The 24,546-nt window shown below is 50.3% G+C and carries 24 protein-coding genes; 18 read left to right on the forward strand and 6 right to left on the reverse strand.

Going from position 1 to position 24,546, the window contains the following annotated elements; translation table 11 throughout:
• The first annotated feature begins 45 nt into the window (after positions 1–45).
• On the forward strand, positions 46–876 hold the full coding sequence (locus DKB62_RS09510; protein ID WP_107196540.1) for an undecaprenyl-diphosphate phosphatase: 831 nt from the start codon (positions 46–48) through the stop codon (positions 874–876).
• Positions 877–906: 30 nt separating this feature from the next.
• Here DKB62_RS09510 and DKB62_RS09515 read toward each other — a convergent pair whose 3' ends face one another.
• Entirely contained in the window at positions 907–1,374 is a 468-nt protein-coding gene (locus DKB62_RS09515) for a hypothetical protein (protein WP_107196541.1), read from the reverse strand.
• 24 nt (positions 1,375–1,398) lie between these two features.
• Positions 1,399–1,908, reverse strand: a complete 510-nt coding sequence (locus DKB62_RS09520; RefSeq protein WP_107196542.1) for a hypothetical protein — start codon at positions 1,906–1,908, stop codon at positions 1,399–1,401.
• A 139-nt stretch (positions 1,909–2,047) separates the two neighbouring features.
• On the opposite strand from DKB62_RS09520, the gene DKB62_RS09525 reads away from it, so the two are divergent.
• The 8 genes from DKB62_RS09525 to DKB62_RS09560 all read left to right on the forward strand — a co-directional run bounded on the left by DKB62_RS09525 (position 2,048) and on the right by DKB62_RS09560 (position 9,376).
• Positions 2,048–2,602 carry a DUF805 domain-containing protein gene (locus tag DKB62_RS09525; protein ID WP_107196543.1) on the forward strand — a complete coding sequence of 185 codons (555 nt, stop codon included), beginning with the start codon at positions 2,048–2,050 and terminating at the stop codon, positions 2,600–2,602.
• A 12-nt stretch (positions 2,603–2,614) separates the two neighbouring features.
• Positions 2,615–2,833: a FeoA family protein gene (locus DKB62_RS09530; RefSeq protein WP_107196544.1), complete on the forward strand. Its 219-nt coding sequence runs from the start codon at positions 2,615–2,617 to the stop codon at positions 2,831–2,833.
• A 5-nt stretch (positions 2,834–2,838) separates the two neighbouring features.
• Positions 2,839–4,941 carry a ferrous iron transport protein B gene (gene feoB, locus DKB62_RS09535; protein WP_107196545.1) on the forward strand — a complete coding sequence of 701 codons (2,103 nt, stop codon included), beginning with the start codon at positions 2,839–2,841 and terminating at the stop codon, positions 4,939–4,941.
• Between the two features lie 89 nt (positions 4,942–5,030).
• On the forward strand, positions 5,031–5,870 hold the full coding sequence (locus DKB62_RS09540; protein WP_107196546.1) for an energy-coupling factor transporter ATPase: 840 nt from the start codon (positions 5,031–5,033) through the stop codon (positions 5,868–5,870).
• Positions 5,855–6,724, forward strand: coding sequence for an energy-coupling factor transporter ATPase (locus DKB62_RS09545; RefSeq protein ID WP_107196547.1), 870 nt, complete (start codon positions 5,855–5,857; stop codon positions 6,722–6,724). Before DKB62_RS09540 ends, DKB62_RS09545 begins: the two co-directional genes overlap by 16 nt.
• Complete coding sequence (locus DKB62_RS09550) at positions 6,714–7,514, forward strand: energy-coupling factor transporter transmembrane component T family protein (protein WP_107196548.1); 801 nt, start codon at positions 6,714–6,716, stop codon at positions 7,512–7,514. The genes DKB62_RS09545 and DKB62_RS09550 overlap by 11 nt, the downstream gene beginning before the upstream one ends.
• The gene (gene truA, locus DKB62_RS09555) at positions 7,511–8,299 is read left to right on the forward strand and encodes a tRNA pseudouridine(38-40) synthase TruA (RefSeq protein WP_107196549.1); all 789 of its coding nucleotides are present in this window, start codon (positions 7,511–7,513) and stop codon (positions 8,297–8,299) included. Before DKB62_RS09550 ends, truA begins: the two co-directional genes overlap by 4 nt.
• Before the next feature lie 69 nt (positions 8,300–8,368).
• Positions 8,369–9,376 (forward strand): SLAC1 family transporter, encoded by a 1,008-nt coding sequence (locus DKB62_RS09560; protein WP_107196550.1) that lies wholly within the window; start codon positions 8,369–8,371, stop codon positions 9,374–9,376.
• Between the two features lie 323 nt (positions 9,377–9,699).
• Here the strand turns inward: DKB62_RS09560 and DKB62_RS09565 are convergent, their stop codons facing one another.
• A complete protein-coding gene (locus DKB62_RS09565) occupies positions 9,700–10,617 on the reverse strand; it encodes an AraC family transcriptional regulator (RefSeq protein ID WP_107196551.1) in 918 nt (305 codons plus the stop codon).
• A gap of 199 nt (positions 10,618–10,816) precedes the next feature.
• Between DKB62_RS09565 and DKB62_RS09570 the strand changes: the two genes are divergently transcribed.
• Positions 10,817–11,023, forward strand: coding sequence for a hypothetical protein (locus tag DKB62_RS09570; RefSeq protein ID WP_107196552.1), 207 nt, complete (start codon positions 10,817–10,819; stop codon positions 11,021–11,023).
• Here DKB62_RS09570 and DKB62_RS09575 read toward each other — a convergent pair whose 3' ends face one another.
• Positions 11,024–12,100, reverse strand: coding sequence for an IS30 family transposase (locus DKB62_RS09575; protein WP_115759900.1), 1,077 nt, complete (start codon positions 12,098–12,100; stop codon positions 11,024–11,026). It abuts the gene before it with no gap.
• Positions 12,101–12,210: 110 nt separating this feature from the next.
• On the opposite strand from DKB62_RS09575, the gene DKB62_RS09580 reads away from it, so the two are divergent.
• From DKB62_RS09580 to DKB62_RS09605, 6 genes are all read left to right on the forward strand, one after another.
• Positions 12,211–13,260, forward strand: a complete 1,050-nt coding sequence (locus DKB62_RS09580; RefSeq protein WP_269148070.1) for a diaminopropionate ammonia-lyase — start codon at positions 12,211–12,213, stop codon at positions 13,258–13,260.
• Positions 13,261–13,275: 15 nt separating this feature from the next.
• Positions 13,276–14,667, forward strand: coding sequence for an alanine/glycine:cation symporter family protein (locus tag DKB62_RS09585; RefSeq protein ID WP_107196193.1), 1,392 nt, complete (start codon positions 13,276–13,278; stop codon positions 14,665–14,667).
• A complete protein-coding gene (locus DKB62_RS09590) occupies positions 14,636–15,838 on the forward strand; it encodes a M20 aminoacylase family protein (protein WP_107196192.1) in 1,203 nt (400 codons plus the stop codon). The genes DKB62_RS09585 and DKB62_RS09590 overlap by 32 nt, the downstream gene beginning before the upstream one ends.
• A gap of 318 nt (positions 15,839–16,156) precedes the next feature.
• Positions 16,157–17,242, forward strand: a complete 1,086-nt coding sequence (gene trpD, locus DKB62_RS09595; RefSeq protein WP_107196191.1) for an anthranilate phosphoribosyltransferase — start codon at positions 16,157–16,159, stop codon at positions 17,240–17,242.
• Positions 17,243–17,267: 25 nt separating this feature from the next.
• Positions 17,268–17,948, forward strand: coding sequence for a TVP38/TMEM64 family protein (locus DKB62_RS09600; protein ID WP_095629191.1), 681 nt, complete (start codon positions 17,268–17,270; stop codon positions 17,946–17,948).
• 203 nt (positions 17,949–18,151) lie between these two features.
• A complete protein-coding gene (locus DKB62_RS09605; RefSeq protein ID WP_162860306.1) occupies positions 18,152–19,864 on the forward strand; it encodes a cation:proton antiporter in 1,713 nt (570 codons plus the stop codon).
• 82 nt (positions 19,865–19,946) lie between these two features.
• Here DKB62_RS09605 and DKB62_RS09610 read toward each other — a convergent pair whose 3' ends face one another.
• A complete protein-coding gene (locus tag DKB62_RS09610; RefSeq protein WP_095629193.1) occupies positions 19,947–20,795 on the reverse strand; it encodes a hypothetical protein in 849 nt (282 codons plus the stop codon).
• A 107-nt stretch (positions 20,796–20,902) separates the two neighbouring features.
• Positions 20,903–21,451: an NADH peroxidase gene (locus DKB62_RS09615; protein ID WP_087476824.1), complete on the reverse strand. Its 549-nt coding sequence runs from the start codon at positions 21,449–21,451 to the stop codon at positions 20,903–20,905.
• A 318-nt stretch (positions 21,452–21,769) separates the two neighbouring features.
• On the opposite strand from DKB62_RS09615, the gene DKB62_RS09620 reads away from it, so the two are divergent.
• Together DKB62_RS09620 and DKB62_RS09625 are read left to right on the forward strand one after the other, a co-directional pair.
• Positions 21,770–22,915 (forward strand): hypothetical protein, encoded by a 1,146-nt coding sequence (locus tag DKB62_RS09620; protein WP_232818803.1) that lies wholly within the window; start codon positions 21,770–21,772, stop codon positions 22,913–22,915.
• Positions 22,908–24,443: an LPS-assembly protein LptD gene (locus tag DKB62_RS09625; RefSeq protein WP_107196189.1), complete on the forward strand. Its 1,536-nt coding sequence runs from the start codon at positions 22,908–22,910 to the stop codon at positions 24,441–24,443. Before DKB62_RS09620 ends, DKB62_RS09625 begins: the two co-directional genes overlap by 8 nt.
• The last annotated feature ends 103 nt before the right edge of the window (positions 24,444–24,546 follow it).

Raw genomic sequence — 24,546 nt, forward strand, 5'->3', positions numbered from 1 at the left:
ATGACAAAAGTGTTTGTTTGATTTCAATAAAAGGAGCAGATAACGATGGGTGACTATATGATTGCCGTCATCTTGGGGATCGTCGAAGGGGTAACGGAATACCTGCCTATTTCTTCGACGGGTCACATGATTCTCGTCGGCGACTGGCTGGGATTTACGGGGCCGAGGGCCAGCGTATTTGAAGTATTTATTCAGCTCGGCGCTATTTTGTCGGTTCTGGTGATTTATAAAGAAAAGTTTATCCGCATGCTGCGGCAGTACCGCTGCTGGGATATGCTGCACCCGCAGAATTGGCGGCGCAACGATACGGGGCTGACGCTGGCTCACGTGGGAGCGGGCATCGTGCCGGTCATGATCATCGGCTACTTTGCCCATGGAGTGATCAAAACGTATCTCTTTTCCGTCGGCACCGTCATTATCGGCCTGGTTATCGGCGGCGTGTTCATGCTGCTGGCCGAACGGGCGAAGATACGCGTGTTGTGCGACGATGTGGAAAAGATGACCATCTTGCAGGCATTTTTAGTCGGCGCCTTTCAGATGTTCGCCTTGTGGCCCGGCTTTTCCCGCTCCGGCTCGACCATTGCCGGCGGCTTATTTCTGGGGCTGAGCCGGAAGGCAGCAGCAGATTTTTCCTTTATCATTGCCGTGCCGGTCATGATCATCGCCTGCTTTTACGATTTGCTGAAGAGCTGGTCCGTATTGGACAGCGGCGATTTGGTCATGATTGCCATAGGCTTTGTGACGGCCTTTATCGTAGCGTATATTTCCGTATTGTGGTTCCTGAAATTTCTCAATAAGTCGACCCTTACGTCCTTTGCCTGCTACCGGTTTTTAGTCGCCGTCGTATCGTTCGTGTATTTCTTCATCTTGAAATAGAAAAAGCGCCGCAAGGCGCTTTTTTTGCAGTTATGCCTGCGGCGATGAAAGAACGGCGAAGCTGCGGGAAATATCGGCGATAAAGGGCTGCGGATCCGTTTCTTCTGGCAGGTCGCGGAGGATGCTTTCCAATATGTTTGGGAAAAAGAGGTTGACGCCCTGCATGTATACGTAATAATAATACTGCAGTCCGTCGTCGCCTTTTAAAATCATCGGCGCCAGCTCGTCGTTTACGGTGAAGGCTAGGTCGTAAAAATCGAGCAGCTCTTGCTTGAAGCGGTCTAAATGGAGCTCGTTTTTCCCGTAGTCCTCCAGAAGATGGGAGCCCATATCGGCCAGAGCTTTCGGAAGGCCCGCCGCTTTTTCCGGCATTTCCGCGCCGTTGTCTTCCAGGACGTGATGGAGCGTATGAAGGGCGCCGACAAGGGATTCACAGAAAAAATTAAAGGTCAGCAAACCGTCCGAACCGGTCAAGCCGGTAAAGGTATATGTTGTCATGATAGATGTTTCCTCCTGGGCAGGTTAATTTAAACGGCTTCCGTGGATGTCCAAAGGAGCGAGTCCGGAGAAGTCTCGTTGTATTTGCTCTATAAATTGCTGTAGTTTTTGACTTTCCGGCAGGTCCATGAGCAGGCTTTGCAGCATGACCGGCAGGAAGTGCTTGAGGCCTTGGACGAATACTTGGCTGTAATAGACGGCTTCGAGGGGCGCGTCGGACAGATCGTCTTCCAGGTCGCTGCAAAGAGAAAAGGCCAGGTCGTAGAAGGCCAGTATGTTTTTTCTGAACCGGCCTAATTGCAGGCAGTCTGCATGATAGTCGTCCCGCAGGTCGGCGCTGATATCTTCCAGCATGTCGAACAGCTCGTCCGCGTCGTCGGCAGGAATGCAGAGATGGTTTTCCTCCATGACGTCCAGGTAATCAGACAGGGTATCGGCCAACGATTTGCTGAAGAATTCGAAGGTCCACAAGGCTTCGTCGCTCAGCATTCCGCTGAATGTATATTTGTCTTTATGGTATACTCCTTTTTTCATGAAGCTCCTCCTTTTTCATTGTATCGGTGCAAGTGTATTATACCATAATTTGCAGAAAATGAATTGAGTCGAGGCCAAGAATATGATACCATTGGTACGTAGTAAAAAATGGAAAAAGGTCTTATCGGAGGGAATACCTATGGCAAAACATAAAAAGATACAATTGAAGAAGCGCTCCGGTCCGGCGGCCCGCATTCACCGCGGATTGTCCATGCCTGTCGGCCCGGGCAGCGACAGCAGTACGCTGAGTTTCCGCAGCCTGGCAGAGCTGAAGGCGAAGTATTTCGTCTTTACAGGCCGCCTGCCGCGCCGTTCCTTTATCATGAGGACGCTGGTCCTCATGTTTGCCCAGCTCATGTTTTCGGCTATTTTGTACAGCCGCTTCGCCGAAGCCGTGCTGATCAACCGCATGGATTACGCCGCTGTGTTCGCCATCATTTTCGTGCTGCTTTCGATTCCAGTCATTTGGTCGCAGCTGTCCTTAGGGATGCGCCGCTGTCACGACATGAACAAGCAGGGAGCCTTGTTTATCATACCCTTTGCCTGTTATCTCGCCAGCTACATCCTGCCGATTGCCGGCATGGATACGGCGGCGATGGCGGCTCAGTCGATTATGGCCGTATCCTATTTGGGCTTTTTTACCGTGAAGGGGACGTCTGGCGACAACGCTTACGGACCAGAACGGGCTCGTTAGGGGGATGAGACAATGACTTTGGATCATGGAATCGTAGGAGATACGTATATCGTGGAAGCCCTGCATTTGCCGCAGAACATGGAACGGCGCCTTCAGGCGCTGGGGATGATTAAAGGAACGAAGGTGTCGGTTCTCAACAATAAAAACGCCGGCACGATGATCATCCAGATGCGCAGTACGCGCCTGGCCCTCGGCAAGGGGATTTCATCACATATCGAAGTAAGGAGTTGAAGCGTATGAAGGCGGAAATGGAAGGACAAACGGATCCGCTTCGTACCGTGAGCAGTATGAAACAGAAACCGTCAGAAATGACCGTCGCCTTTATCGGCAATCCGAATTGCGGAAAGACGACGTTGTTTAACGCCTATACAGGAGCCAATTTGAAAGTGGCAAACTGGCCGGGCGTTACTGTAGAAAAAGTAGAAGGAGCCATCGATTCCCACGGCGTCCACATCCACCTGGTCGACCTGCCGGGGACGTACAGCCTGACGTCGTATACGATGGAAGAGCAGGTTTCCCGTAATTTTATTTTAAGCGACCAGGTCGACGTCATCGTCGACGTCGTAGACGCATCGGCGCTGGAGCGGAATCTGTATTTGACGCTGCAGCTTCTGGAATTGGGCAAGCCTGTCGTCGTCGCCCTGAACATGATGGATATCGTGGAAAAGCGAGGTATGGAAATCGACCTGCACCGCTTGCCGGAAATGCTGGGCGTGCCGGTCATTCCCGTGTCGGCCTTGAAGCGGCGGGGCCTGAGCGTGCTGCTGCACGCGGCGGTCCACCATCGCGGCCACGTGCGGCCGGACCGGCTGATTCACAATCATTCCGATGAAACGAAGCACCGCCACAACCATCACGACGAGTTTGCCATGGTGTACAGCGACGCCCTGGAGGATAAGATCGACGCGGTGCGGAGCATGCTGCACAAACGGTATCCTGATATTTACAATCACCGCTGGCATGCCTTGAAGCTGCTGGAAATGGACCCGGAAGTGACGAAGAATTTTCCCGTCGACGATCCGGCCCATGTCATAGACCGCAGCTATGAAACGGATATTATCAACGAAAAATATAATTTTATAGAAGAAATCATACAGGAAGTCGTCGTCAACCGGGCGGCCCGAGCGGCAGCGACGGATTATGCCGACAAGATACTGACGAGCAACTGGCTCAGTATCCCCGTATTTCTCTGCATCATGGCTGTCGTCTTCTTCCTGACCTTCTTCATTGGCGATATGCTGAAGGGGTACTTTGAAGAAGCGATCGACTTCTTGTCGCAGGGTGCAGGGGGGATTTTGGCTGCGGCCGGGGCGGGCGACATGGTCGTCTCCCTGGTGTGCGACGGCATCATTGCCGGCGTCGGCGGCATCTTGACGTTTTTGCCGAATATTTGTATTTTGTTCTTTGCCCTGGCCCTTTTGGAGGATAGCGGCTACATGTCCCGGGTAGCTTATATTATGAACGATATTATGAACAAGATGGGGCTGTCGGGACGGGCGTTCATTCCAATGATACTGGGCTTTGGCTGCAGCGTGCCGGCTATTATGGCTTCGCGGGCTCTAGAAAATAAGGAAGACCGCTATCGGACGATGTTGGTTACGCCGTTCATGTCGTGCAGCGCCAGACTGCCGATTTACATTTTATTTTCCGGCATGTTTTTTCCGAATCACGCCATGCTGGCGGCCTATTCCATGTACATCATCGGCATCGTCGTCGCTCTGGTATCGCTGCTGGCGATCAATGTGATACGCAAAGACACGTCGGACAACGCGCTGCTCATCGAGCTGCCTGAGTACAAGCGGCCCAGCAGCCGGACCGTGGCAATTTACGTATGGGAGAAGGTAAAGGATTACCTCAGCCGTGCCGGCACGATTATCTTCGCCGCGTCGATTATCATGTGGTTTATTTTGAACTTTGGCCCGAGCGGATACGGCGATATGGCCAACAGCTTCGGAGCTTTGATCGGCCGGGGCCTGACGCCCTTTTTCGCTCCTATCGGGCTGGGATATTGGCAGATTACGGTGGCGCTCATCGCCGGCATTTCGGCGAAGGAAGTCGTCGTATCGAGCTTTGCCGTCTTGTTTGACGGCCTGAATATCAACTCGACGGCCGCCCTGGCCGCCTTGGCGGCGACGCTGGGACAGAGCGGGTTTACGGCTCTCAACGGCTACTGCATGATGCTGTTTTCCCTGCTGTACGTTCCCTGCGCGGCTACGATTGCCACGATACATGCGGAGTCGCAGAGCTGGAAATGGACGGCCTTTTCCGTAGCCTTTCAGATTTTTGTCGCCTGGATTATTACCTTCGCCGTATATCAGATCGGCAGCCTGGTCGGTTAGGTTTACCTTTGGCCGTGCGTTGCAGTTTTACAATTATGGCGAAACACTGTATAATATTCGGGAATATATTTTTATTGAGGAGATAGGTCATGAGCATACCTATGATAAAGCTGGACCATATGAGCCATGCGTATCAAGATGAAGAAGGCAAGACGGTCTACGCCGTAAAAGATATATCCTTGACGATCGAACCGGGGGAATTTGTCGCTGTCATCGGCACGAACGGCTCGGGCAAGTCGACGCTGGCAAAGCATTTCAACGTGCTGCTGACGCCGACGGGCGGCGCGTGCGAAGTATGCGGGCTGCGGACAGACGATCCCGACAATGTGTGGGATATACGGCAGGAGGTAGGCATGGTTTTCCAAAATCCGGATAACCAGATCGTCGCCGCCGTCGTAGAAGAGGACGTAGCCTTCGGCCCGGAAAATCTGGGCGTGCCGTCGGAGGAAATCAAGCAGCGCGTCAGCGACGCTCTGAAACGGGTCAATATGACGATTTACGCCAAACACGGCCCCCATCTTTTGAGCGGCGGACAGAAGCAGCGCATAGCCATCGCCGGTATTTTGGCGATGCAGTCCCACTGCATCGTGCTGGACGAACCGACGGCGATGCTGGACCCCGTCGGCCGGCGCGAAGTCATGGAGACGATCCGCCAGCTCAACGCCGAAGGCATTACGGTCATTATTATTACGCACTTCATGGAAGAGGCGGTGCAGGCCGACCGGGTCGTCGTCGTCAATCAGGGCGAGGTCAAAATGGACGGCGCGCCGCGCAGCGTTTTCAGCCACGTCGACGAGCTGAAAGCCATGGGTCTCGACGTTCCCGTAGCGGCCGAAATCGCCGCGCGTCTGCGGGAAAAAGGAATTGACCTGCCCGGCGATATTATTACCAAAGAAGAACTAGGAGAAGCGTTATGTCGATTAAGTTAGATACGGTGACCTATACCTACGGTGTAGGTTCGCCCTTTGAACGGACGGCGCTGCACGAAACGTCCGTAGAAATTCACGAAGGTGAGTTCGTCGGCATCATCGGCCATACGGGGTCGGGCAAGTCGACCTTCGTCCAGCTGCTGAACGGGCTGATTCATCCGACAAAGGGCGTCGTGACTGTAGACGGTACGGATATTTCGAAAAAGACGAAGGAAGTCATGGCGATCCGCCATAAAGTAGGCATGGTGTTTCAGTATCCGGAATACCAGCTGTTTGAAGAAACGATTGCCAAGGACATCGCCTTCGGACCGCGGAATTTTGGCCTGAGCGAAGACGAAATTGAAGAGCGGGTACGGGAAGCGATGGAATTCGTCGGCCTCGATTACGACACCTATGCCGACCGCTCTCCCTTCCGGCTGAGCGGGGGACAAATGCGGCGCGTCGCCATTGCCGGCGTTATCGCCATCCATCCGAAGTACCTCATTCTCGACGAACCGTCCGCCGGGCTGGACCCTGTCGGCCGCCGGGAAATCTTTTCTGAAATACAGCGCTGGCATAAGGAAAAAAATATTACTGTCATTTTAGTATCTCATAATATGGAAGATATTTCCCAGATGGCAACGCGGCTGCTCGTCTTGTCGCACGGCAATATCGTCCTCGACGGCGAACCTCTCGATATCTTTTCCCATCGGCAACAGACCCTTCATGACGCCGGCGTGTCCGTGCCGCCCGTTACGGAAGTACTGCAGTATTTGCAGTCCAAAGGCTTCGATATCAGCGACAGGGTTCACAGCGTCGACGAAGGAGTCGCCGCCGTATACGACTGCATAAGGAGGATGAACCATGCTCACTGATATTACGCTGGGCCAGTATTTTCCCGGCACGTCCTTCCTGCATAAGCTGGACCCGCGGGCTAAAATCCTGGGGACCCTCATTTTTATCGTCGCCATCTTTTTTGCCGACTCCCTGGCGTCGTACGGCGTCGTGACGGCCTTTGTCGTATTGAACTTCGCCATATCCCACCTGCCGATTAAATTGATTGCCAAGTCGCTGAAGCCGCTGTGGATTATCATCATTTTTACCATGAGCATCCACGTCTTTTCCACGCCGGGGGAAGTGCTCTGGCAGTACGGCATTCTTCATATTACGCAGGAAGGCGTGTATCAGGGCTGCCTGATGACGGCCCGCCTCGTCTACTTGATCGTCTTTTCTTCCCTTCTTACGTATACGACGTCGCCTATCGTCCTGACTGACGGCATCGAGCATTTGCTGAACCCTTTCAAACGCGTCGGCGTGCCGGCCCATGAGCTGGCCATGATGATGACCATTGCCCTGCGCTTCATTCCGACGCTGCTGGAAGAAACGGACCGCATCATGAAAGCCCAGACGGCCCGCGGCGCCAATTTTACCAGCGGCAGCCTGTGGCAGCGGGGGAAGAACATGATACCCTTGCTGGTACCGCTGTTCGTCAGCGCTTTTCGCCGCGCCGAAGATCTGGCGACAGCGATGGAAGCGCGCTGCTATCGCGGCGGCGAAGGGCGGACGCGGATGAACGAGCTGGCCTATACGTACCGCGATGCCGTGGCGATGACGGCCGTCCTCGTCGTCACCTTCATACTGGCTGCGATGCGGTGGTTCCTATGAAAAAAAATATTCGTCTGATTATTGCCTACGACGGCACGGATTTTCACGGATTTCAGCGTCAGACCAACGCTGCGTCCATACAATTATGCGTCGAGCAGGCCTTATCGGCGATTTTCCAGTCGCCTATTACGATTTACGGCGCAGCCCGTACCGACGCCGGCGTCCATGCCCGCGGGCAGGTCGTCAACTTCTACGGCGAAGGGACGATTCCGACCGAGAAGATTCCCTATGCCATGAAAGGGTATTTGCCCCGGGAAATTGCCGTGCTGTCGGCAGAGGAAATGCCCGATGCATTCAGCGTGCGTCACGACAATAAAGGAAAGCATTACTGCTATTCTATCGTAAACCGCCGCATGCACGACCCCTTTCAGCTGCGGTACGCCTGGTTTATCCGCAAGCCCCTGGACCGGCAGGCGATGATGGCCGGCGCGGAGATCTTGCTGGGAACCCATGATTTTTCGGCCTTTGAAGGACAGAATACGACGCCTATGAATCCCGTCAAGACGATGTACGCCATTGACCTGGAAGAGCAGGGGCATTTGCTGCGCATTCACGTCGTAGGCGACGGATTTTTGTATCACATGGTGCGAAACATCGCCGGCGGCCTCGTCGATTTAGGCCTCCACCGGCTGACGCCTGACGAGTTCCGGCGCATCCTGGAAGGAAAGGACCGGACGAAGCTGGGCGCGACGGCACCTGCCCAAGGCCTTTGCCTGGAAGAAGTATTTTACAGCGAGGAACGGCTGCAGTCCGTGCTGACACAGTTAAAAGCGCAGCGTATATAACCTATGTCCGCAATTAACAGTCGGACATAGGTTTTCAACATATAACAGAGAGGAGAGAGGCTGGCGGATATGGCACAGCATATTGAAATCATTGAACCCGACGCGCGGGGACGGATTCGCAAGATAGGCTTTGTCCACTTCATGTCTATTTCTACCTTTGCCGCGTCAATGGGGTACTGCGGCATGTGCTTCGGTTGGCGCATGGCTCATCAGCTGTGGGGCGCGCCGGCCTGGATCGGAGAATTTTTCGGCGCCTGCGCCTTGGTGCTCTACGTGCTGATTTTCATCCGATATTTTCATAAACTGCGCGTCGATGCGGCGGCAGTCCGGGCGGAATGGAACAGCCCGACGAGGGTAAATTTTTTTGGCACGTTTAACGTTTCAACTGTATTGCTGGCGGCTGTGCTGGCACCGTATCATCATGGACTTGCCAGCTTTTTTTGGTATGCCGGATTGTTCATCATCATGGTGTTCAGCTGGATTTTGCTGAAACACTGGCTGTATGACCGTCAGAGTGTCGATTCGGTTACGCCGGCGTGGCTTTTGGCCGTGCTGGGGCCGATTACGATTCCCATTGCCGGCAACATCCTGCAGAATCCGGGCTATCATGATATTTCTGTATTCTGCGTGGCTATAGGCTTAGTGACAGGAATTCCCGTTATCGCTCTTTTATTTGCCCACAGCGTGTTTGGCAAGACATTGTCTGATGCGGCCCAGCCGAGCCTTATGATACTCATGGCACCCTTTGGCATGGGGTATATTACCTATTCCCAGACTTTTAGCCCCGATAATTTTACTGCTTTGTTCATTAATGCGGGCATTTTCATTTTTTTCCCTGTAGCGGCTAAGGTGCTGCACGTCATGCGGACGTCGCCCTTTCGCATGGGATGGTGGGCTAGCAGCTTCCCTACAATGGCCTTTGCCAACGGCGTCCTTCACTACAGCGTAGACCATCCGGCTTTATGGACGCAAGCATTGGCAATCTTTCTACTGCTGTTTGGTACAACGTTGATATTATATTTGTCTTTTAAAACGCTGTGGGCGGCAATTCATAAGACCTTGTGGAAATTATATTAACAAATAGATATAGCGTATAAACTCGGCAGGAGCAGCGGTTTCCTGCCGAGTTTTTTGTAGGCTCTTCCGGTTAAATTTGCAACTTCGACTTACTAGGGGGGAATCTGCATATAAAAAATAGCCAACTATGGATAGATATCCAGTGTTGACTATTATTTGCACATATGTGAAAGACAACGAATGGCTATATATCAAACAATAGGTGCAGCAGTGTGAAAGGCTGGTCGATCAGAGCTTCAGAAAGAAATTGAAGTCTTCCTATTTAAGGGATAAAATTAAAATACCCACTCAAAATTTAACTTAAAATAAATTTTATCATATTTTTAAAATTTTTCTTCCCTATCTGGTTTTAAGGCATATTTATTCCTATATTTTAAAGGAGAAAATCCATAGCTTTCCCGAAATTTTTGAATAAAATAGCTGAGCTGATTATAGCCTACAGTTTCGCTGATTTCGGAAATCGGTTTATCCGTATGGAGAATCATGTCTTTTGCGATATAAAGGCGATATTTGTTTAAAAATTTAACTGGAGACATATGAGTGTATTTTTTGAATAACAGGGAAATCCGGCTATTATTTGTCATAATTTGCGCCGCTATCTGCTGTAATGTCAACGGCTCCGCGTAATGTTCATATATATAATTTAATGCGTTATGAAACATTTCTATTTCTTCGTAGTTTGGCGGAGAGTCTTTGGGATTATGATCTCTGAGAACATTTTCGAAGATTTGCGAAAGAAAATTCATAATCAAAAAATAGCTGGAAGGCGATTTTGTCCAGTCCAAGAAACGCTTTAAGGTATCTGACTGGTAAGGTTTTAACGGCAGCAGAATATAGGAAAATCCCTTACTCTCTAGAAAGGGCACAATGTAATGTTTTAAAATCATTGGATGAAAGACCTCCAGGCTAAAATTGATGCAGAGGGTTTTCGCATCCTGCCGTATGGTTTTTGAGCTGTGCATAAGCTGGCTATTGACTAATAAAAGTTTGTCGTCAGAAAGATGGAAGCTGTCTCCATTCACGCAGTATTCCAATGTTCCTTCATATACCCATGTTATTTGAAGCTGGTCGTGCCAATGAAAAGGAATATGGTCGCCTTTGGTGTGAATATAAGTTTGCGTATACATGGAAATATGAAATTCATCAGAAAAGAACTGCAGTTGTTCTTTTAGGTCTTTCTTGTTCATCAAAATTACGCCGTCGATATTTCCGCTGCTGGATTTTGGTAAAGATTCATTCATTATTTTTCACCTGCATTCTGGGTTAAAAAATGATCCATGTTACTGAAAGTATAGCATAATTTTAGTAATAGCAAGGTGAAAAACATAAAAATGTGATAAAAACAAATTAAAATCTGATAGAATTATTTGGAATGTATATGATACACTTATGTCATAACAAAAGGGAAAAATATTACAGAATAACAGGAGGTATATTACTATGAGTGTACGAATGATCCCTTTTTCTTCCGATAAAAAGGCAGGAATATGCGACGCCTTATTTTCGGTACAAGAAGCAGAAAAAGCAGTTGCCTTTCACAGGAGTTTACACGGGTATGAAGCTACTCCTTTGAGGCATTTGAAAAATCTGGTAAATTGCAAGTTGAATTTGAACGGTAAATTGCAAGTTGAATTTGAACAACCATAATCAGGAAACACACTCACTAGCATAAACTTCATCGAGGAATGCATCAAATAGCTCTGACGGCGTATGGTAGCCCAAAACACGCCGTGGGCGCTGGTTCAGCGTATCTGCCATGTTCAGGATATCCTCATCAGAGAACCGCTCCATGGACATGCCCTTTGGGATGAAATCCCTCAGCAGGCCATTGTGGCGTTCGTTCTGAGCCCGCTCCCATGAGCTGTACGGATGTGTAAAGTATATCTTGGTACCGAGGTTCTCGAACTGCGATAAGTTCTCAAACTCTGGACCGTTATCGGCCGTCATCGTCTTAAAGATCTGGCTGAAGTACTCTGCGCCATATCGCTCCTGCAACTGTGCAAGAGCAGCTTCAACGCCGGCGCAGGTACGTCCAGGAATTCGGATAGCGATGTAGTTGCGCGTAACCTTTTCAACAGCGGTGAAGACTACTTCTTCACGACCTGCGCGCCGACCAACGACCGTATCCACTTCCCAGTGGCCCATCTCGGTACCATCATCGACGACGGCAGGACGTTCCTCAATGGAGCGACCCTTCATACGTTTGTTCTTACGCACCCATTTGCGGCGGCGTTTGTGCTTCAAGACCTGCGGTACCTCGAAGAGTGACAGTGGAAGTTTGTTAGCCCAAAGCATGTTGTAGAGCGTCTTGGTACAGGGAATCTGTTCCGGAGTAAATAGCTTATTTCGCCTAGCATAGCCAACGCAGGCATCCAGTGACCAGCGTTCCTGGCGGACTCGTTCCACCATCCATTGGATAAACAGCTCGCAGTCGTCATGATCGATTTTACAAGGCTTCCTGGAGCTCTTGCGATTCTCTGCATAAGCCTTCTGACCGCGCTTTGCCATATACTGAGGGGCACGACCGTGCTTGCTTTTCCGATCCGGCGTTCCACGCCGAAGTTCATAGATAACAGTCGTATGAGCACATCCTACTGCAGCAGCGATGTTGCGAAGGGAAAGCCCCTGGCGATGCAGGGCCTGAATCATGCCACGTTCCTCCAAAGAAAGATGGCGGCCGGGTGTACGTACGTCCTCAATTGTGTTAGAATGGATGTGATCCATAGTGATTGCTCCTTTGTTGATGATTTCTCGCAAAACCATTTTAACATGAAGCTTCACTATGGATTTTTGTTTTTTGATTACCTGTTCAAATTCATTTTACAATTAACCATTTGAAAAATCTATCCAAAGTATTGAATATATCAGGACTATATGTCAAGGATGAAAGCAGGCGCTTTGGTCTCAATGCTTTCAAAGGCCTGGGAGGGAGTTATGCCTTGGCTAAAGTAATGGCAGAAAAGACGGGAATGGGGCTAGAAGATGTTTCAAAGGTGCCGGCAGGTACGTTTACGTTTGTAACTGCGACGGATGGAAATCATGGAAGAGGCGTTGCTTGGGCTGCAAAAAATCTGTCTCAGAAAGCAGTTGTATATATGCCGAAAGGTTCTGCTAGAGAACGATTGGAGAACATACGCAGGCAAGGAGCGGAAGCGGAGATTACAGATTTAAATTATGATAACACAGTACGTTTTGTAAGCGAGCAGGCACAAAAGAATGGGTGGATACTTGTGCAGGATACCGCGTGGGAAGGCTATGAAAAAATTCCTACTTGGATTATGCAGGGATACATGACGATGGCTTGGGAAGCTGTTCAGCAGATGGGCGACAACATACCGACGCATATTTTTCTCCAAGCTGGCGTAGGTGCGATGGCGGGCGCAGTAACTGGATTTTTTAGCAATTATTATGGAGAAAAGGCCCCAAAAATTATCATTGTAGAACCGGATAAAGCAAATTGTTTATTCAAAACTGCCAATGCGAACGACGGAACACTCCATAAAGTGGATGGAGATCTGGATTCTATTATGGCTGGCCTCTGTTGTGGCGAAGTTTGTACGGTGGGTTGGGAAATACTGAAGCATCGTGTAGATTATTTCTTCTCTTGCCCTGACTACGTAGCCGCTGACGGCATGAGAGTTTTGGGGAATCCTTTAGCAGGAGATGAAAGAATTATTTCAGGAGAAAGCGGAGCGGTTACATCCGGACTTGTATATAATCTGATGAATGATCCAAAACTCGAAAGCTTCCGGAAAGAATTGGGGCTGGGACAGGATTCCGTCGTGCTGTGCCTCAGCACGGAAGGAGATACCGATAAGGAAAACTATCGGCATATTGTATGGGACGGATGGTATCGTAACGAAAATACAGAACGTAATGTGTAGAAAGGAGGACGCGCCATGTCGTTTATAATTGCATTTAACAATTTTATGTGGGGCGGAGTGCTGGCAGTGATTCTGCTCGGTACAGGTTTGTTGTATACGATCACGTTAAAGGTACCGCAGATTCGGTGCGCAAAGCATATTGCAGCTTCGCTGAAAAGTACGTTGCGGTCTGACGACGGATCTGTTTCTGGTTTTGCCGCCCTCTGCGGCGCAGTCGGCGGCCAGGTAGGAACAGGGAGCCTTGTCGGCGTAGCCAGCGCTTTGGTAGCCGGCGGCCCGGGAGCATTATTCTGGATGTGGATTACGGCAGTCTTTGGCATGGTTTTAAGCTTTAGTGAAGCAACCTTAGGGCAACTGTTCCATGAAAAAGATAAGAACGGCAACTTCTACGGCGGTGCGCCCTACTACATGACCAAAGGCTTAGGGTGCAGGCCACTCGCAATAGCTTACGCGCTTACAACGGTGTTTGCAATCGGTATCTGCATTGCTATGCTCCAAAATAATTCCATCGCTGCTTCCGTGATAGGGGTAGCAGATATTCCTGCGTGGCTTCCCGGCATTATCGTGACGGCTGTGGCGGCTGTCATTATATTAGGCGGGGTAAAGAGAATTACGGATGCCGCTTCGCTAATCGTTACCTTTATGGCGGTAGGGTATCTGGCAATTACAGTGATTATTGTCGTTACACATATTACCGAAGTACCGGCGATGTTTGAAACTATTTTGCAATCGGCGTTTTCAATGGAAGCAGCAGGCGGCGGGGCCGTTGGATATACTATTAAGGAAGCTGTGAGAAACGGCGTTGCCAGAGGGCTGTTCTCTAACGACGCAGGTAACGGCGCCGCCGCGTTTATGCATGCCTCCGCCAAGGTACTGCATCCGGCGAACAAAGGATTTTCCGCCATGTTTGGTACCTTCTTGACGACGATTGTAATCTGTACATGTACTGGGTTTGCCATTCTTCTGACAGGGGGACTGGGCACAGGGCAGGACGGCGTGAATCTGGTACAGTTCGCATTTGCTGATATACTTGGAGCCTTTGGAAGCTATTTCGTCGTATTAGTTACATTCTTGTTCTGTTTTACTACGTTGCTTGCAGATTTGTTTTACGGGGAAGTGGGCATCCGTTATCTGTTTAAAGGAAAAGGGGATTCCGTTAACGGTGTGGTAAGAGGATACCAGGTGCTTGCCCTAATTTTGGTAATGGTAGGAGCTGTTCTTCCGTTAACGACTCTTTGGAACCTCGTTGATTTCAGCGTAGCGTTTTTGGTATTTTTCAACGTATACACGTTATTAAGAATGAGAAAATATGTCCAGTACGTATTAAAAGACTATACGATGCAGGTTGCAAAGGGAAAACAGCCCGTATGGGACTATGCAGTTGATATTAAAGAACGATGCAGATAAGAAGGGGCGTTTTAAGGTGAATGAATTAAAAGTACAGTTAATTGAATGGAGACATTATCTTCATGCGCATCCTGAATGTGCCTTTGAAGAAGCTGGTACAGCGGCGTTTGTTGCTGAAACGTTGCGGAGTATGGGAATTGAAGTCGAAACCGGGATAGGAAAAACTGGGGTAGTAGGGACGCTGAAAGTAGGAAACGGGGAACGTGTTGTTGGGCTGCGGGCCGATATGGACTGCATCTGCCTGCAAGAGACATCGAATCTTCCATATGCATCGCAGACGCCGAATCGAATGCATGCTTGCGGCCATGACGGCCATACGGCTACCCTTCTTGGGGCGGCTAAGATTCTTTCCGAGCGCAAAGATTTTTCCGGAACCGTGCGCTTTGTATTCCAACCGGCGGAAGAACCTGGCCGGGGATCAAGAGCGATGATTGAAGACGGCCTTTTTGAAAGATTTCCTATGGACGAAATGTATGGCCTCCACAACATGCCTCAATATCCGGCTGGGACAATAGCCGTGCGAGAAGGCGGCATCCAGGCTAGCGAGGATAATTTTATCATTACGCTCAAAGGAAAAGGCGGTCACGCATCTGCTCCGGAAATCGTAAAGGATCCATTGGTAACTGCCGCAGAAATTATCTGCGCTTTACAGACGATTGTATCTAGAAATGTAACACCTACAGAGACGGCTGTTATATCTTGTACGGAAATAGAGTCGGACGGAGCGCATAACGCTATACCATCTAATGTTATTATCCGCGGAGATACAAGAAGTTTTACACCGGAGATGTCGCAGCTTATTGAAAAACGCATGGAAGCTATTTGTAAACATATCTGTGAAATGAATGGTTTAGAGTGTGAATTTACCTATACCCATGAGTTTGCACCCACATTCAACTGGAAAGATAATGTTCAATATGTAGTAAAGGCGGCTAAAGCTGTAGTCGGAGAAGAACATGTAATAGAAAATTGTCCCCCGACAATGGGCTCCGAGGATTTTGGGCACTTTATACAGAATGTGCCGGGCTGCTTTGTATTTTTGGGAAGCAAAAGAGATGGAGAAGAGGCGATTCCACTTCACAATTCTTGTTTTGATTATAATGATGATATTTTGGTAACAGGGGCAGAGTTTTTTGCAGAACTTGTGAGAGAAAGGCTGGTAAAAGTATAAATAAAAGGGGATAAAACCGTAAAATTTAATATAAATTACTTACCAGAATGCGTTTAAATATACGCTCCTGTTATTTGCTCAATTATATTGCAAGGGCTGCCGTGCGAAGAAAAAAAGTTTTCATGCGGCAGCTCTATTTGTGTTCGCAGGAAAGATAATAATGATTCGACGTTAGATTGGTACAAGATGTATAAAAGTCAGAAATATTTAAAGTATATCGGCCTTTTATCTTATTTTATATGTATTATAGATATAATATGGTATAATATATAATATGAAGAGGAACTCCTTTAGGTTTGTATACAGGGGGTGTCGGATATGTTGACGAACGTATTGAAGAAGATTACGAAACGGCAGCCTTTGACAGCGCGGGAATGCATGTACGTCATGGACAGCATGATGAACGGGACGATTTCTGACGTACAGGTCGGCGCTGTCCTGGCTGCGCTGGCGACAAAGGGCGCGTCGGAGGCGGAATTGACGGCCTTTGCCGAAGCGATGCGGGCTCACAGCCTGCGAGTGGAATGCCGGCCCGATTTATTTGATATCGTCGGCACCGGCGGCGATCGGGCCAAGACGTTCAACATATCGACGACTTCCGCTATCGTCGTCGCTGCCGGCGGCGTCCGGGTGGCCAAGCACGGCAACCGGGCGAAGAAGTCCCGGAGCGGCTCGGCCGATATGCTGGAAGCCTTGGGAGTCAATATTTTTCTTAGCCCGGCCAGCTGTCTGGAAATGCTGAAGCAGATTGGGATTTGTTATTTTTACACGCGGTATTACTACTATATGATGAAGCGCATCGACAAGGTACGGGAGCAGCTCGGCGTTCAGACGATTTTCGACGTGCTGCGGCCCCTCATCAATCCGGCCCGGGCCAGCCGCGAGATTTTGGGCGTCAATACGCCGGACCTGGTAGAGCCGATGGCCCGCGTATTGTCACGATTGGGCGTGGAACACGGCATGGTCGTCTACGGACGGGACGGATCTGATGAAATTTCCGCCGCCGGCCGCACGCTGATTTGCGAATTTTCCGGCCAGGATTTCCGCACCTATGAAATTTGGCCGGAACAATTTGCCTTGCCGTCGTGCGAACGGTACGAACTGCGCGGCGGGACGCCGAAGGAAAACGCGGCGATTGCCCGGCGCGTCCTGCGGGGCGAAAAGGGAGCCTGCCGGACGGCGGTTCTCCTCAACGCCGGCGCGGGGCTGTACGTAGGCGGCAGCGCCTTGACCTTGGAAGCCGGCGTAAAGCGGGCGGCTCAGCTCATCGACAGCGGACTGGCGATGGAAAAGTTGGAAGATTTTATCATGATGAGTCAAAATATGGGAAAAGTGGAAAAAGTCAAGATTACATCGTGCCAAGATGACGAAGATTATGATATAATAAAAGGTACGCTGATTTAAATTTTTATATGAGGATAATATTTGTATGACAGATAAAGCATTAGGATGGACTCTCCGCATCGGCGGGGTGGCAGGAGTCGTCCTCATTTTATGGCTTATCCAAGTTATGCTGCCGGACTTTTATTCCACGATGTGGTGGCTGATGATACGCGGCGACCTGGATGGCCTGACGGATTATATCGCGTCGTTTGGCTACGCGGCTATCGGCGTAAGCGTGTTTATGATTGCTTTCGTCAACGCCATCGGTATTCCCTCTATCCCCTTTTTGACGGTCAACGGCATCATATTTGGTCTGGTTCCGGGGATTTTGATTTCCTGGGTCGGAGAAGTCATCGGCATCGAAATCAGCTTTCGCCTGACGAGGACGCTGCTGCGCAATCAGGCTAAAAAGGTCATTTGCCGGAGCAATATGCTGGAAAAGCTCGATTCCTACAGCTGTATCCGGACGATTATGGTCGGCCGGGCGATTCCCTATTCGCCTAATGTGGTCGTCACGGCCTTCAGCGCCTTGAGCCATATTTCGTACAGGGATCACTTTATCGCCAATGCCCTCGGCAAAATTCCTGCCGTCGTCGTAGAGGTATGGCTGGGCCATGATTTGCTGCGCATACAGGAGCATTGGGGTCGTCTGCTGATTCTTCTCGTAGCCGTAGCGGCCGTATATGGGTTTATCTGGTGGCAGAAAAAGCATCGCCGCAGCAGGTGAGTCCGGAACGTAAGTGAAAAATGAATATGTGATGAAATCGAAAACGGTATGCAGTACGTCGGTGCATACCGTTTTCTGCATATCTGGCTAAATCAGCATATTGTCTTATCAATAGCGCATAGCAAAGGCGTGTACACGGAGCCTTCTTTTTAGTATAATGAGAACAAAGAATCATTATTTATAATTAAAAAGAGGTGATGTCAGTGCATGCATATCATTTGCTGGAAATTTTAGCCATCGGATTTGGATTGGCTTTGCTTTTTGGATATATAGCACGAAGAATCGGGTTGTCGCCTATCGTAGGCTATTTAGCGGCGGGCTTTTTGATCGGCCCGAACATGCCGGGATTTGTCGCCGACCAGGATCTTACCAATAATTTAGCCGAAGTCGGTATTATTTTGCTTATGTTCGGCGTGGGACTGCATTTCCATATGGACGATTTGCTGAAGGTGAAAGGCGTGGCCATTCCCGGCGCGATTCTGCAAAGTCTGTCGGCTACCCTGTGCGGCATCGCGGCGGCCATGGCCTTAGGCTACTCCTTTGTGGAAGGATTGTTTCTCGGCCTCGGGTTATCCGTAGCCAGTACGGTCGTCTTGCTGCGCGTTCTGACTGACAGCGGCAAGCTGCCGACGATACACGGTACCGTTGCCGTCGGATGGCTGGTCGTAGAAGATATTTTTACCGTGCTCATGCTGGTGCTGCTGCCGGCAGTCGGCCCGTCGCTGGCGTCGGGCGCAGGCATTTCCCTGACGATGCTGATATGGGCAGTCGCCCTGGCCGTTATCAAACTGGCAATGCTGTGGGGCTTGGTCATCGTCATCGGCGGACGCTGTATGCCGTGGATGCTGAAACAGGTGGTGCAGACTCGTTCGCAGGAGTTGTTTACCCTGACGGTACTGGCCGTAGCCTTTCTCACGGCCGTAGGCGCAGCCTATATTTTTAACGCTTCCTTTGCCTTGGGGGCCTTTTTGGGAGGCATGGTTGTCGGAAAGAGCCATGTGAGCCATCAGGCCGGCGCGGAGCTGATTCCCTTGCGCGACGCTTTTGCCATTTTGTTTTTCCTTTCTGTCGGCATGTTGTTCGATCCGCAGTTTCTTATTGAACGGCCTGTCGTCGTTATCGTTTCCTTGCTCATCGTCGTCCTGATCAAGCCGTTGGTGACCGTCATAGTCGTTGCCGTCTTGGGCTACTCTCCGACGACTGCCTTTACCGTCGCGGCCAGCCTGGCTCAGGTCGGTGAATTTTCTTTCATCTTGGCTCAGACGGGGTATTCGCTGCAGCTGATTTCCCGGGATATTTTCAGCGTCCTCATCGTCTGCGCCATGATTTCTATCGCCGCCAATCCATTTTTTATGGGCCGCATGACCGAGGCCGAGGCATGGGCCAGGAAGCAGCCGAAGCTTTGGCGCTGGCTTACGTTCCGCATGGAATCTAAAGCGGCTTCGCTGGGCAGCGTATATGCAGAGCGAGTTCGCAGCGAAAAGACGGAACGGCCCAGGGCGATTATCGCCGGATATGGTCCTACGGGGCGGCGGGCTGCGGCCTTGTTGGAACGGCGCGGCATGGAGCCCGTCGTCGTCGATATGAATCTTAAAACCGTTTCCCTGTTGAATGAACAGGGAAAGCTGGCTATGTACGGCGACGTGTCACGGGAAGAGGTCTTGAAGGCCGCCGGCGCGGAGCAGGCCGACTGCTTTATCATCACGATTCCCGACGTAGCAGGGGCTGCGGCAGCGGCTATGGCGGCGCGAAACTGCAGCGCGACCATAAAAATCTTTGCCCGTTCGCGCTTTTTAAACGACGAGGCCTTGCTGAAGCAGGCCGGCGCCGACAGCATTTTATTTGAGGAAGATGCCGTGGCTCATGAATTGTCCCATACGATTGAATTGTATTTGAATGATAGAAAAGCGAAATAAAGACCGCTGTACTGGCAGCAAAACAGCGCGCAGGAGAAGGGGAATCCTGCGCGCTGTTTCATACGGTATGTGCGGTTATGGCCTATTCTTTTAAATCCTTTTTCAAATTTTTGTAGAATCTGTCGACGATGCGCTTATACACGCCGTATAGATCCTGCGATGAGCCGCGTGTGCGGTTATCTTCGCTCATCGACACGGCTTTTCCCGTTTTTACGTCGTATACGATAAATTGAACGCCTACCGTTGCCAGGGGGACGTAGGTGTTCGGCACGTATACGGGATAACTGATGCGGCGGGAAAACCAGTGGGGCCGTCCTCGCCTGTCGTAGGCCACGTCGCGGATCATATACGATTCCCATTCCATATGGGCGGGTATCAATCCTGTTCCGACATAATAGGTCGTGACGGTTGCCTTGACGTAGAGGTCGGAATCGGCAGCTTCCAGCGGGATGGCGTCTGTTGGAGCCTGGGGCGGCTCTGCAGGCTCGGCTGCAATTGGCGCGGGAGCTGGCGGCGTCGGTTCGGTTTCAGATACTGCGGCAGGAGGCGAATCGGGAAGACCAGCTGCCGGATCGCTGGAGGAAACATGGTGCAGCTCGGCAGAACTGGCTTCTGTCTGCTTCGGCAGTTCTGCTGGTTCCGGCGGCGCTGCCAGGGGAGACGGCGGCACGGGCGGCGGAAGGGTCGGCATGACCACGGTCCAATCGTCCAGCTCTTTTGCTTGTTCGAAGAAATACTCCTTGAGCCGGCGGGCTTTCATCGTGCTGGAAATGGCGTCCGGCGGCGTTTGCAGTTCGTCGATGTAGATGCGGCGCACGTTGTGAAATTCATAGGCTGCATCGCTCCAATGTTCGTAATCTTCGGCCTGAACGGGGACGCACAGCAGGGCTAAGGCAATGGGGATGCATAGCGATGAGAGTAGTCGTTTCATGAAAACCGCCTCCTTCAGATAGATTTCGTTACAAATATTATACTATGAACCTATATAAAAAACGACCTGCATCAATTGATGCAGGTCGTCCAATTGCAAGGGAAATCTTATTTTGCAAAGTAACGGGCAAGCAAGCCGTCGAATACGCGGCCATGGCGAGCTTCGTCTTTTGCCATTTCATGAACCGTGTCATGGATAGCGTCGAGGTTGAGCTGTTTTGCCAACGTAGCCAATTCTTTTTTGCCAGCGCAAGCGCCCTGTTCTGCGGCAGCGCGGAGTTCGAGGTTGGTCTTCGTGTCGTCTGTTACGACTTCGCCAAGGAGTTCGGCAAATTTAGCTGCGTGTTCAGCTTCTTCAAATGCAATGCGTTTGTAAGCTTCGGCAACTTCCGGATAGCCCTGACGGTCAGCAACGCGGCTCATAGCGAGGTACATACCGACTTCGGAGCATTCGCCCGTGAAGTTGAGCTGCAAGCCTTCGATGATTCTTTCGTCTACGCCTTTAGCGACGCCGACTCTATGTTCGTCAGCGTATTCTTTTACGCCGGCAACCATTTCCGTGAATTTTTCTTTCGGAGCGCCGCACTGAGGACATTTTTCCGGAGCTTCCATACCTTCATATACATAACCGCAGATACCGCAAACAAATTTTTTCATGTTCATAACCTCCTGAAAATAGAATGAATTTAATATTAAATTGAAATTGAATATTAAATGCTATTAACAAATAAGGGTTATTTGTTATGCTGTTATTATAACAGACGGCAGAAGTAAAAGCAAGGTCTATTTTGTATATTTTTTGTTAATTTTTTATGAGAGAGGGAGAATGAGCTTGCGCAGATAAGGGCAAATTGTTGCTTTTTAAGCCTTATTTTTATATAATGATATATAAGTATTCTTATGTATCATATGCCGGGAAGGCTTTTCTACGAACAGTCATTATATGCGGCTGGGTACGACAAGGAGGAATGAAGCATGTGGAAGAAAAAAGTTTCCTGCCTGCTGGCGGTCATGGCTTTATGCGGTGCTATGACGGCCGGCGCAGCTGATTATACAATTTTGGAAAAAGCGGATAAAGTGGAAACGACTGTGTACGGCACGACGCAGACGGGCTCGCTCAACGAACGCGTGGCGGCTCTGGATAAGCTGCTGAACGGACAGTCCACCGTGTCGGGCAGCCTGCAGGAGAAAACCAATGCTTTGTATAAAGACGTATATGGAAATTCCGGATCGGACCTGTCGTTAGTAGCGGCAGTCAATCTCATGCAGTGGCAGTATTCCGGTCAGGTAACGGAGGAACCGATTTTGGTCCGTGTCGACGCCTTGGAAGAAGGCATCGACGGCAAGGTGATTACGGGCGCATTAAAAGGCCGCGTACTGTCCCTGCGCCAGGCCCTGCTGGGAGATACGAAATACGTGTCTCAGTCGGTTACGATTCCTGCCGGAACGATTGTCAAAATGAAAAATTTGGAAGCCCTGAACTCCAAAACGGCTCAGGAAGGCGATACGGTGCACTTTGCCGTTAGCGAAGACGTCGTCGTAGGCGATGTCGTCGCCATTCCCCGCGGCATGGAAGCCGAAGGGACGATTACCAACGCCAGAAAATCGGGCATGTTTGGCAAAGACGGAAAGATTGAAATTACCTATCATACCGTGCGGGCCGCTGACAACACGCCGGTTCCGCTGATTATCGGCGAAAAGACAAAAGAAGAATATAAACGGACGGCCGGAGCCGTCGGCGCGTCGGCTGCTGGAGCCATTATCCTGGGACCGGTCGGCCTGGTAGGCGGCTTATTCGTTCATGGCAATGACGTAGATATTCCCGTCGGTACGGAAATGCTTGCAGAAGCGAAGGATAATACCGAAGTGATGGGATTTAGAGCAGTAGGTACTCCCGATGACATGCGGACTGCCGATATGGCTGCCAGCGGCGTCGTCGTGCCGGCATATCCTGACGCAGAAACGACGGAGCCGACCCATGAAACGGGATATTACGGCGACGTGACGCCGGTAGAATTAGGCGGCGACAGCGAAGCAGAGGATCAAAACGACGAATCTGAAGAAGTCGTAGTAACGATTACTCCTTCAGACGAACAGGTGACAGGTGACGTACATGAATAAAACGTGGACAGCCTCTATTTTGGCTGCGCTTCTTCCGTTTTCCATATGGGCGGCAGACGGGAGCGGCGATGTTTCTAAGACCGGGCAGGAAACGATGGCAGAAGTGGCCCGCATTGACGGACAGGACGGCGCAGGGGAGATCGTTCCCATTGATCTCGACGCGGCGTCGGAAGCGTATGATATCGTATTGCCGCAGCAGCCTGTCCATATGACGGCTGATTCCCTGGTTGTACGCAGCGCAGATGGGTATATTCAGGGCCGCGGCAACGTCGACTTGCAGCAGGGAATGGACGAGCTGCATACCAGCTATATTGAAGGCAGTACGAATAATCAGTTGTACCATACGCCGGGACCAGCCGTATACCTTACCAGTGAGAATGCCCTTTCCGGGACAGGCATCATTTATAACAGCAAAGACGGCGATGCCAGCATGGATACGATTGAAGGCTTTATCGGGCCGGGCACGTATATCCGCGGTACGGGGGCGGAAATGGTCGACGGCGTCGGCTACGTCAAGCACGGCTTGATTACGACGCCTCACGCCGTGGCTAAGACGCCGGACTACTATATTACCGGCGATGATATCCGCATTTATCCCGGAGAAAAATTTACGGCTGAAAATACAAAGCTATGGTTTAAGCACGTCTGCTTGCTGACATACGGACACTATGAAGGACGGTTAGACGAAGAAGATAACCGAAATTCGTGGTTGTTTACGCTATTGCCGCGGCCGACATATAATAGCGACGATGGATTCGGCGTGCGGGGTCATGCGAATATCCCCTTGAACCAAAGCGGCGATTTAGCTTTTAATATGCGCTATGCTTTGACTTCTAAGAATGGGTTTAAACCTACGGCTAAAGTTGAAAAATATACGAAGTTTGGTACCTTTGCCTTTGGCTACGGTTCGGAAGAAAGCAGCGATAACGACGATAATATCTGGGCGACGAAGTGGCCTGAATTGGAATACTTTATGCCCCGCCTTTACTTAGGCGATACAGGTATCTATATCGATGGATCTGCCAGCTGGGGCCGCTGGTCGGAAGACGGGCAGGAAACGGGTTCCCATCGGGGCTTCCGCGCGGAGATTACCCATCGTCCCCTGCCGCTGTGGAAACGGGCTAATATTCGATTCTATTCAGGATACCGCAGGGACTGGTATTCTGTAAGGGATGCGGAACGTCGCGATCCGTACTGGGGCGTCGTGTTCAGCCAGAGCATCAACGACCGCTTGTGGACCAGCCTTTGGTATAAAAAGCACAACGTCAGCGGATTTACGCCGTATCGCTTTGATACGATAGACGATCCTCGGCAGAAAGGGTTTTCTGTCGGGTATATTTTGACGCCTCGCGATACGATTATTTTCTCTTTAGCTAAGAATTTAGACAGCGGGGATATTTCGGACCGCAACTATACCTGGGTGCGGGATCTCCATTCTTTCACAGCGATTATTACGTATAAAGATAGTAATAATGATGAAGATGATGAATGGGATATTTACGTGATACCCAAGGATTTCAGATTTTAGCAGATGTATAAACTGCGGCGGACAGAGCGTGACGCCGCAGTTCTTTTTTACCTATATTTTACAGAAAACCTATGAGGAAAACGATGCTTTGCATGTATAATAT

The sequence above is a fragment of the Megasphaera stantonii genome, from assembly GCF_003367905.1.
Classification (GTDB): domain Bacteria; phylum Bacillota; class Negativicutes; order Veillonellales; family Megasphaeraceae; genus Megasphaera; species Megasphaera stantonii.

Bases quoted from the DNA above. Each gene is read 5' to 3' on its own strand.
- DKB62_RS09510 (WP_107196540.1), top strand. From the start codon at position 46: ATGGGTGACTATATGATTGCCGTCATCTTGGGGATCGTCGAAGGGGTA.
- DKB62_RS09515 (WP_107196541.1), bottom strand. From the start codon at position 1,374: ATGACAACATATACCTTTACCGGCTTGACCGGTTCGGACGGTTTGCTG.
- DKB62_RS09520 (WP_107196542.1), bottom strand. From the start codon at position 1,908: ATGAAAAAAGGAGTATACCATAAAGACAAATATACATTCAGCGGAATG.
- DKB62_RS09525 (WP_107196543.1), top strand. From the start codon at position 2,048: ATGGCAAAACATAAAAAGATACAATTGAAGAAGCGCTCCGGTCCGGCG.
- DKB62_RS09530 (WP_107196544.1), top strand. From the start codon at position 2,615: ATGACTTTGGATCATGGAATCGTAGGAGATACGTATATCGTGGAAGCC.
- feoB (WP_107196545.1), top strand. From the start codon at position 2,839: ATGAAGGCGGAAATGGAAGGACAAACGGATCCGCTTCGTACCGTGAGC.
- DKB62_RS09540 (WP_107196546.1), top strand. From the start codon at position 5,031: ATGAGCATACCTATGATAAAGCTGGACCATATGAGCCATGCGTATCAA.
- DKB62_RS09545 (WP_107196547.1), top strand. From the start codon at position 5,855: ATGTCGATTAAGTTAGATACGGTGACCTATACCTACGGTGTAGGTTCG.
- DKB62_RS09550 (WP_107196548.1), top strand. From the start codon at position 6,714: ATGCTCACTGATATTACGCTGGGCCAGTATTTTCCCGGCACGTCCTTC.
- truA (WP_107196549.1), top strand. From the start codon at position 7,511: ATGAAAAAAAATATTCGTCTGATTATTGCCTACGACGGCACGGATTTT.
- DKB62_RS09560 (WP_107196550.1), top strand. From the start codon at position 8,369: ATGGCACAGCATATTGAAATCATTGAACCCGACGCGCGGGGACGGATT.
- DKB62_RS09565 (WP_107196551.1), bottom strand. From the start codon at position 10,617: ATGAATGAATCTTTACCAAAATCCAGCAGCGGAAATATCGACGGCGTA.
- DKB62_RS09570 (WP_107196552.1), top strand. From the start codon at position 10,817: ATGAGTGTACGAATGATCCCTTTTTCTTCCGATAAAAAGGCAGGAATA.
- DKB62_RS09575 (WP_115759900.1), bottom strand. From the start codon at position 12,100: ATGGATCACATCCATTCTAACACAATTGAGGACGTACGTACACCCGGC.
- DKB62_RS09585 (WP_107196193.1), top strand. From the start codon at position 13,276: ATGTCGTTTATAATTGCATTTAACAATTTTATGTGGGGCGGAGTGCTG.
- DKB62_RS09590 (WP_107196192.1), top strand. From the start codon at position 14,636: ATGCAGTTGATATTAAAGAACGATGCAGATAAGAAGGGGCGTTTTAAG.
- trpD (WP_107196191.1), top strand. From the start codon at position 16,157: ATGTTGACGAACGTATTGAAGAAGATTACGAAACGGCAGCCTTTGACA.
- DKB62_RS09600 (WP_095629191.1), top strand. From the start codon at position 17,268: ATGACAGATAAAGCATTAGGATGGACTCTCCGCATCGGCGGGGTGGCA.
- DKB62_RS09610 (WP_095629193.1), bottom strand. From the start codon at position 20,795: ATGAAACGACTACTCTCATCGCTATGCATCCCCATTGCCTTAGCCCTG.
- DKB62_RS09615 (WP_087476824.1), bottom strand. From the start codon at position 21,451: ATGAAAAAATTTGTTTGCGGTATCTGCGGTTATGTATATGAAGGTATG.
- DKB62_RS09620 (WP_232818803.1), top strand. From the start codon at position 21,770: ATGTGGAAGAAAAAAGTTTCCTGCCTGCTGGCGGTCATGGCTTTATGC.
- DKB62_RS09625 (WP_107196189.1), top strand. From the start codon at position 22,908: ATGAATAAAACGTGGACAGCCTCTATTTTGGCTGCGCTTCTTCCGTTT.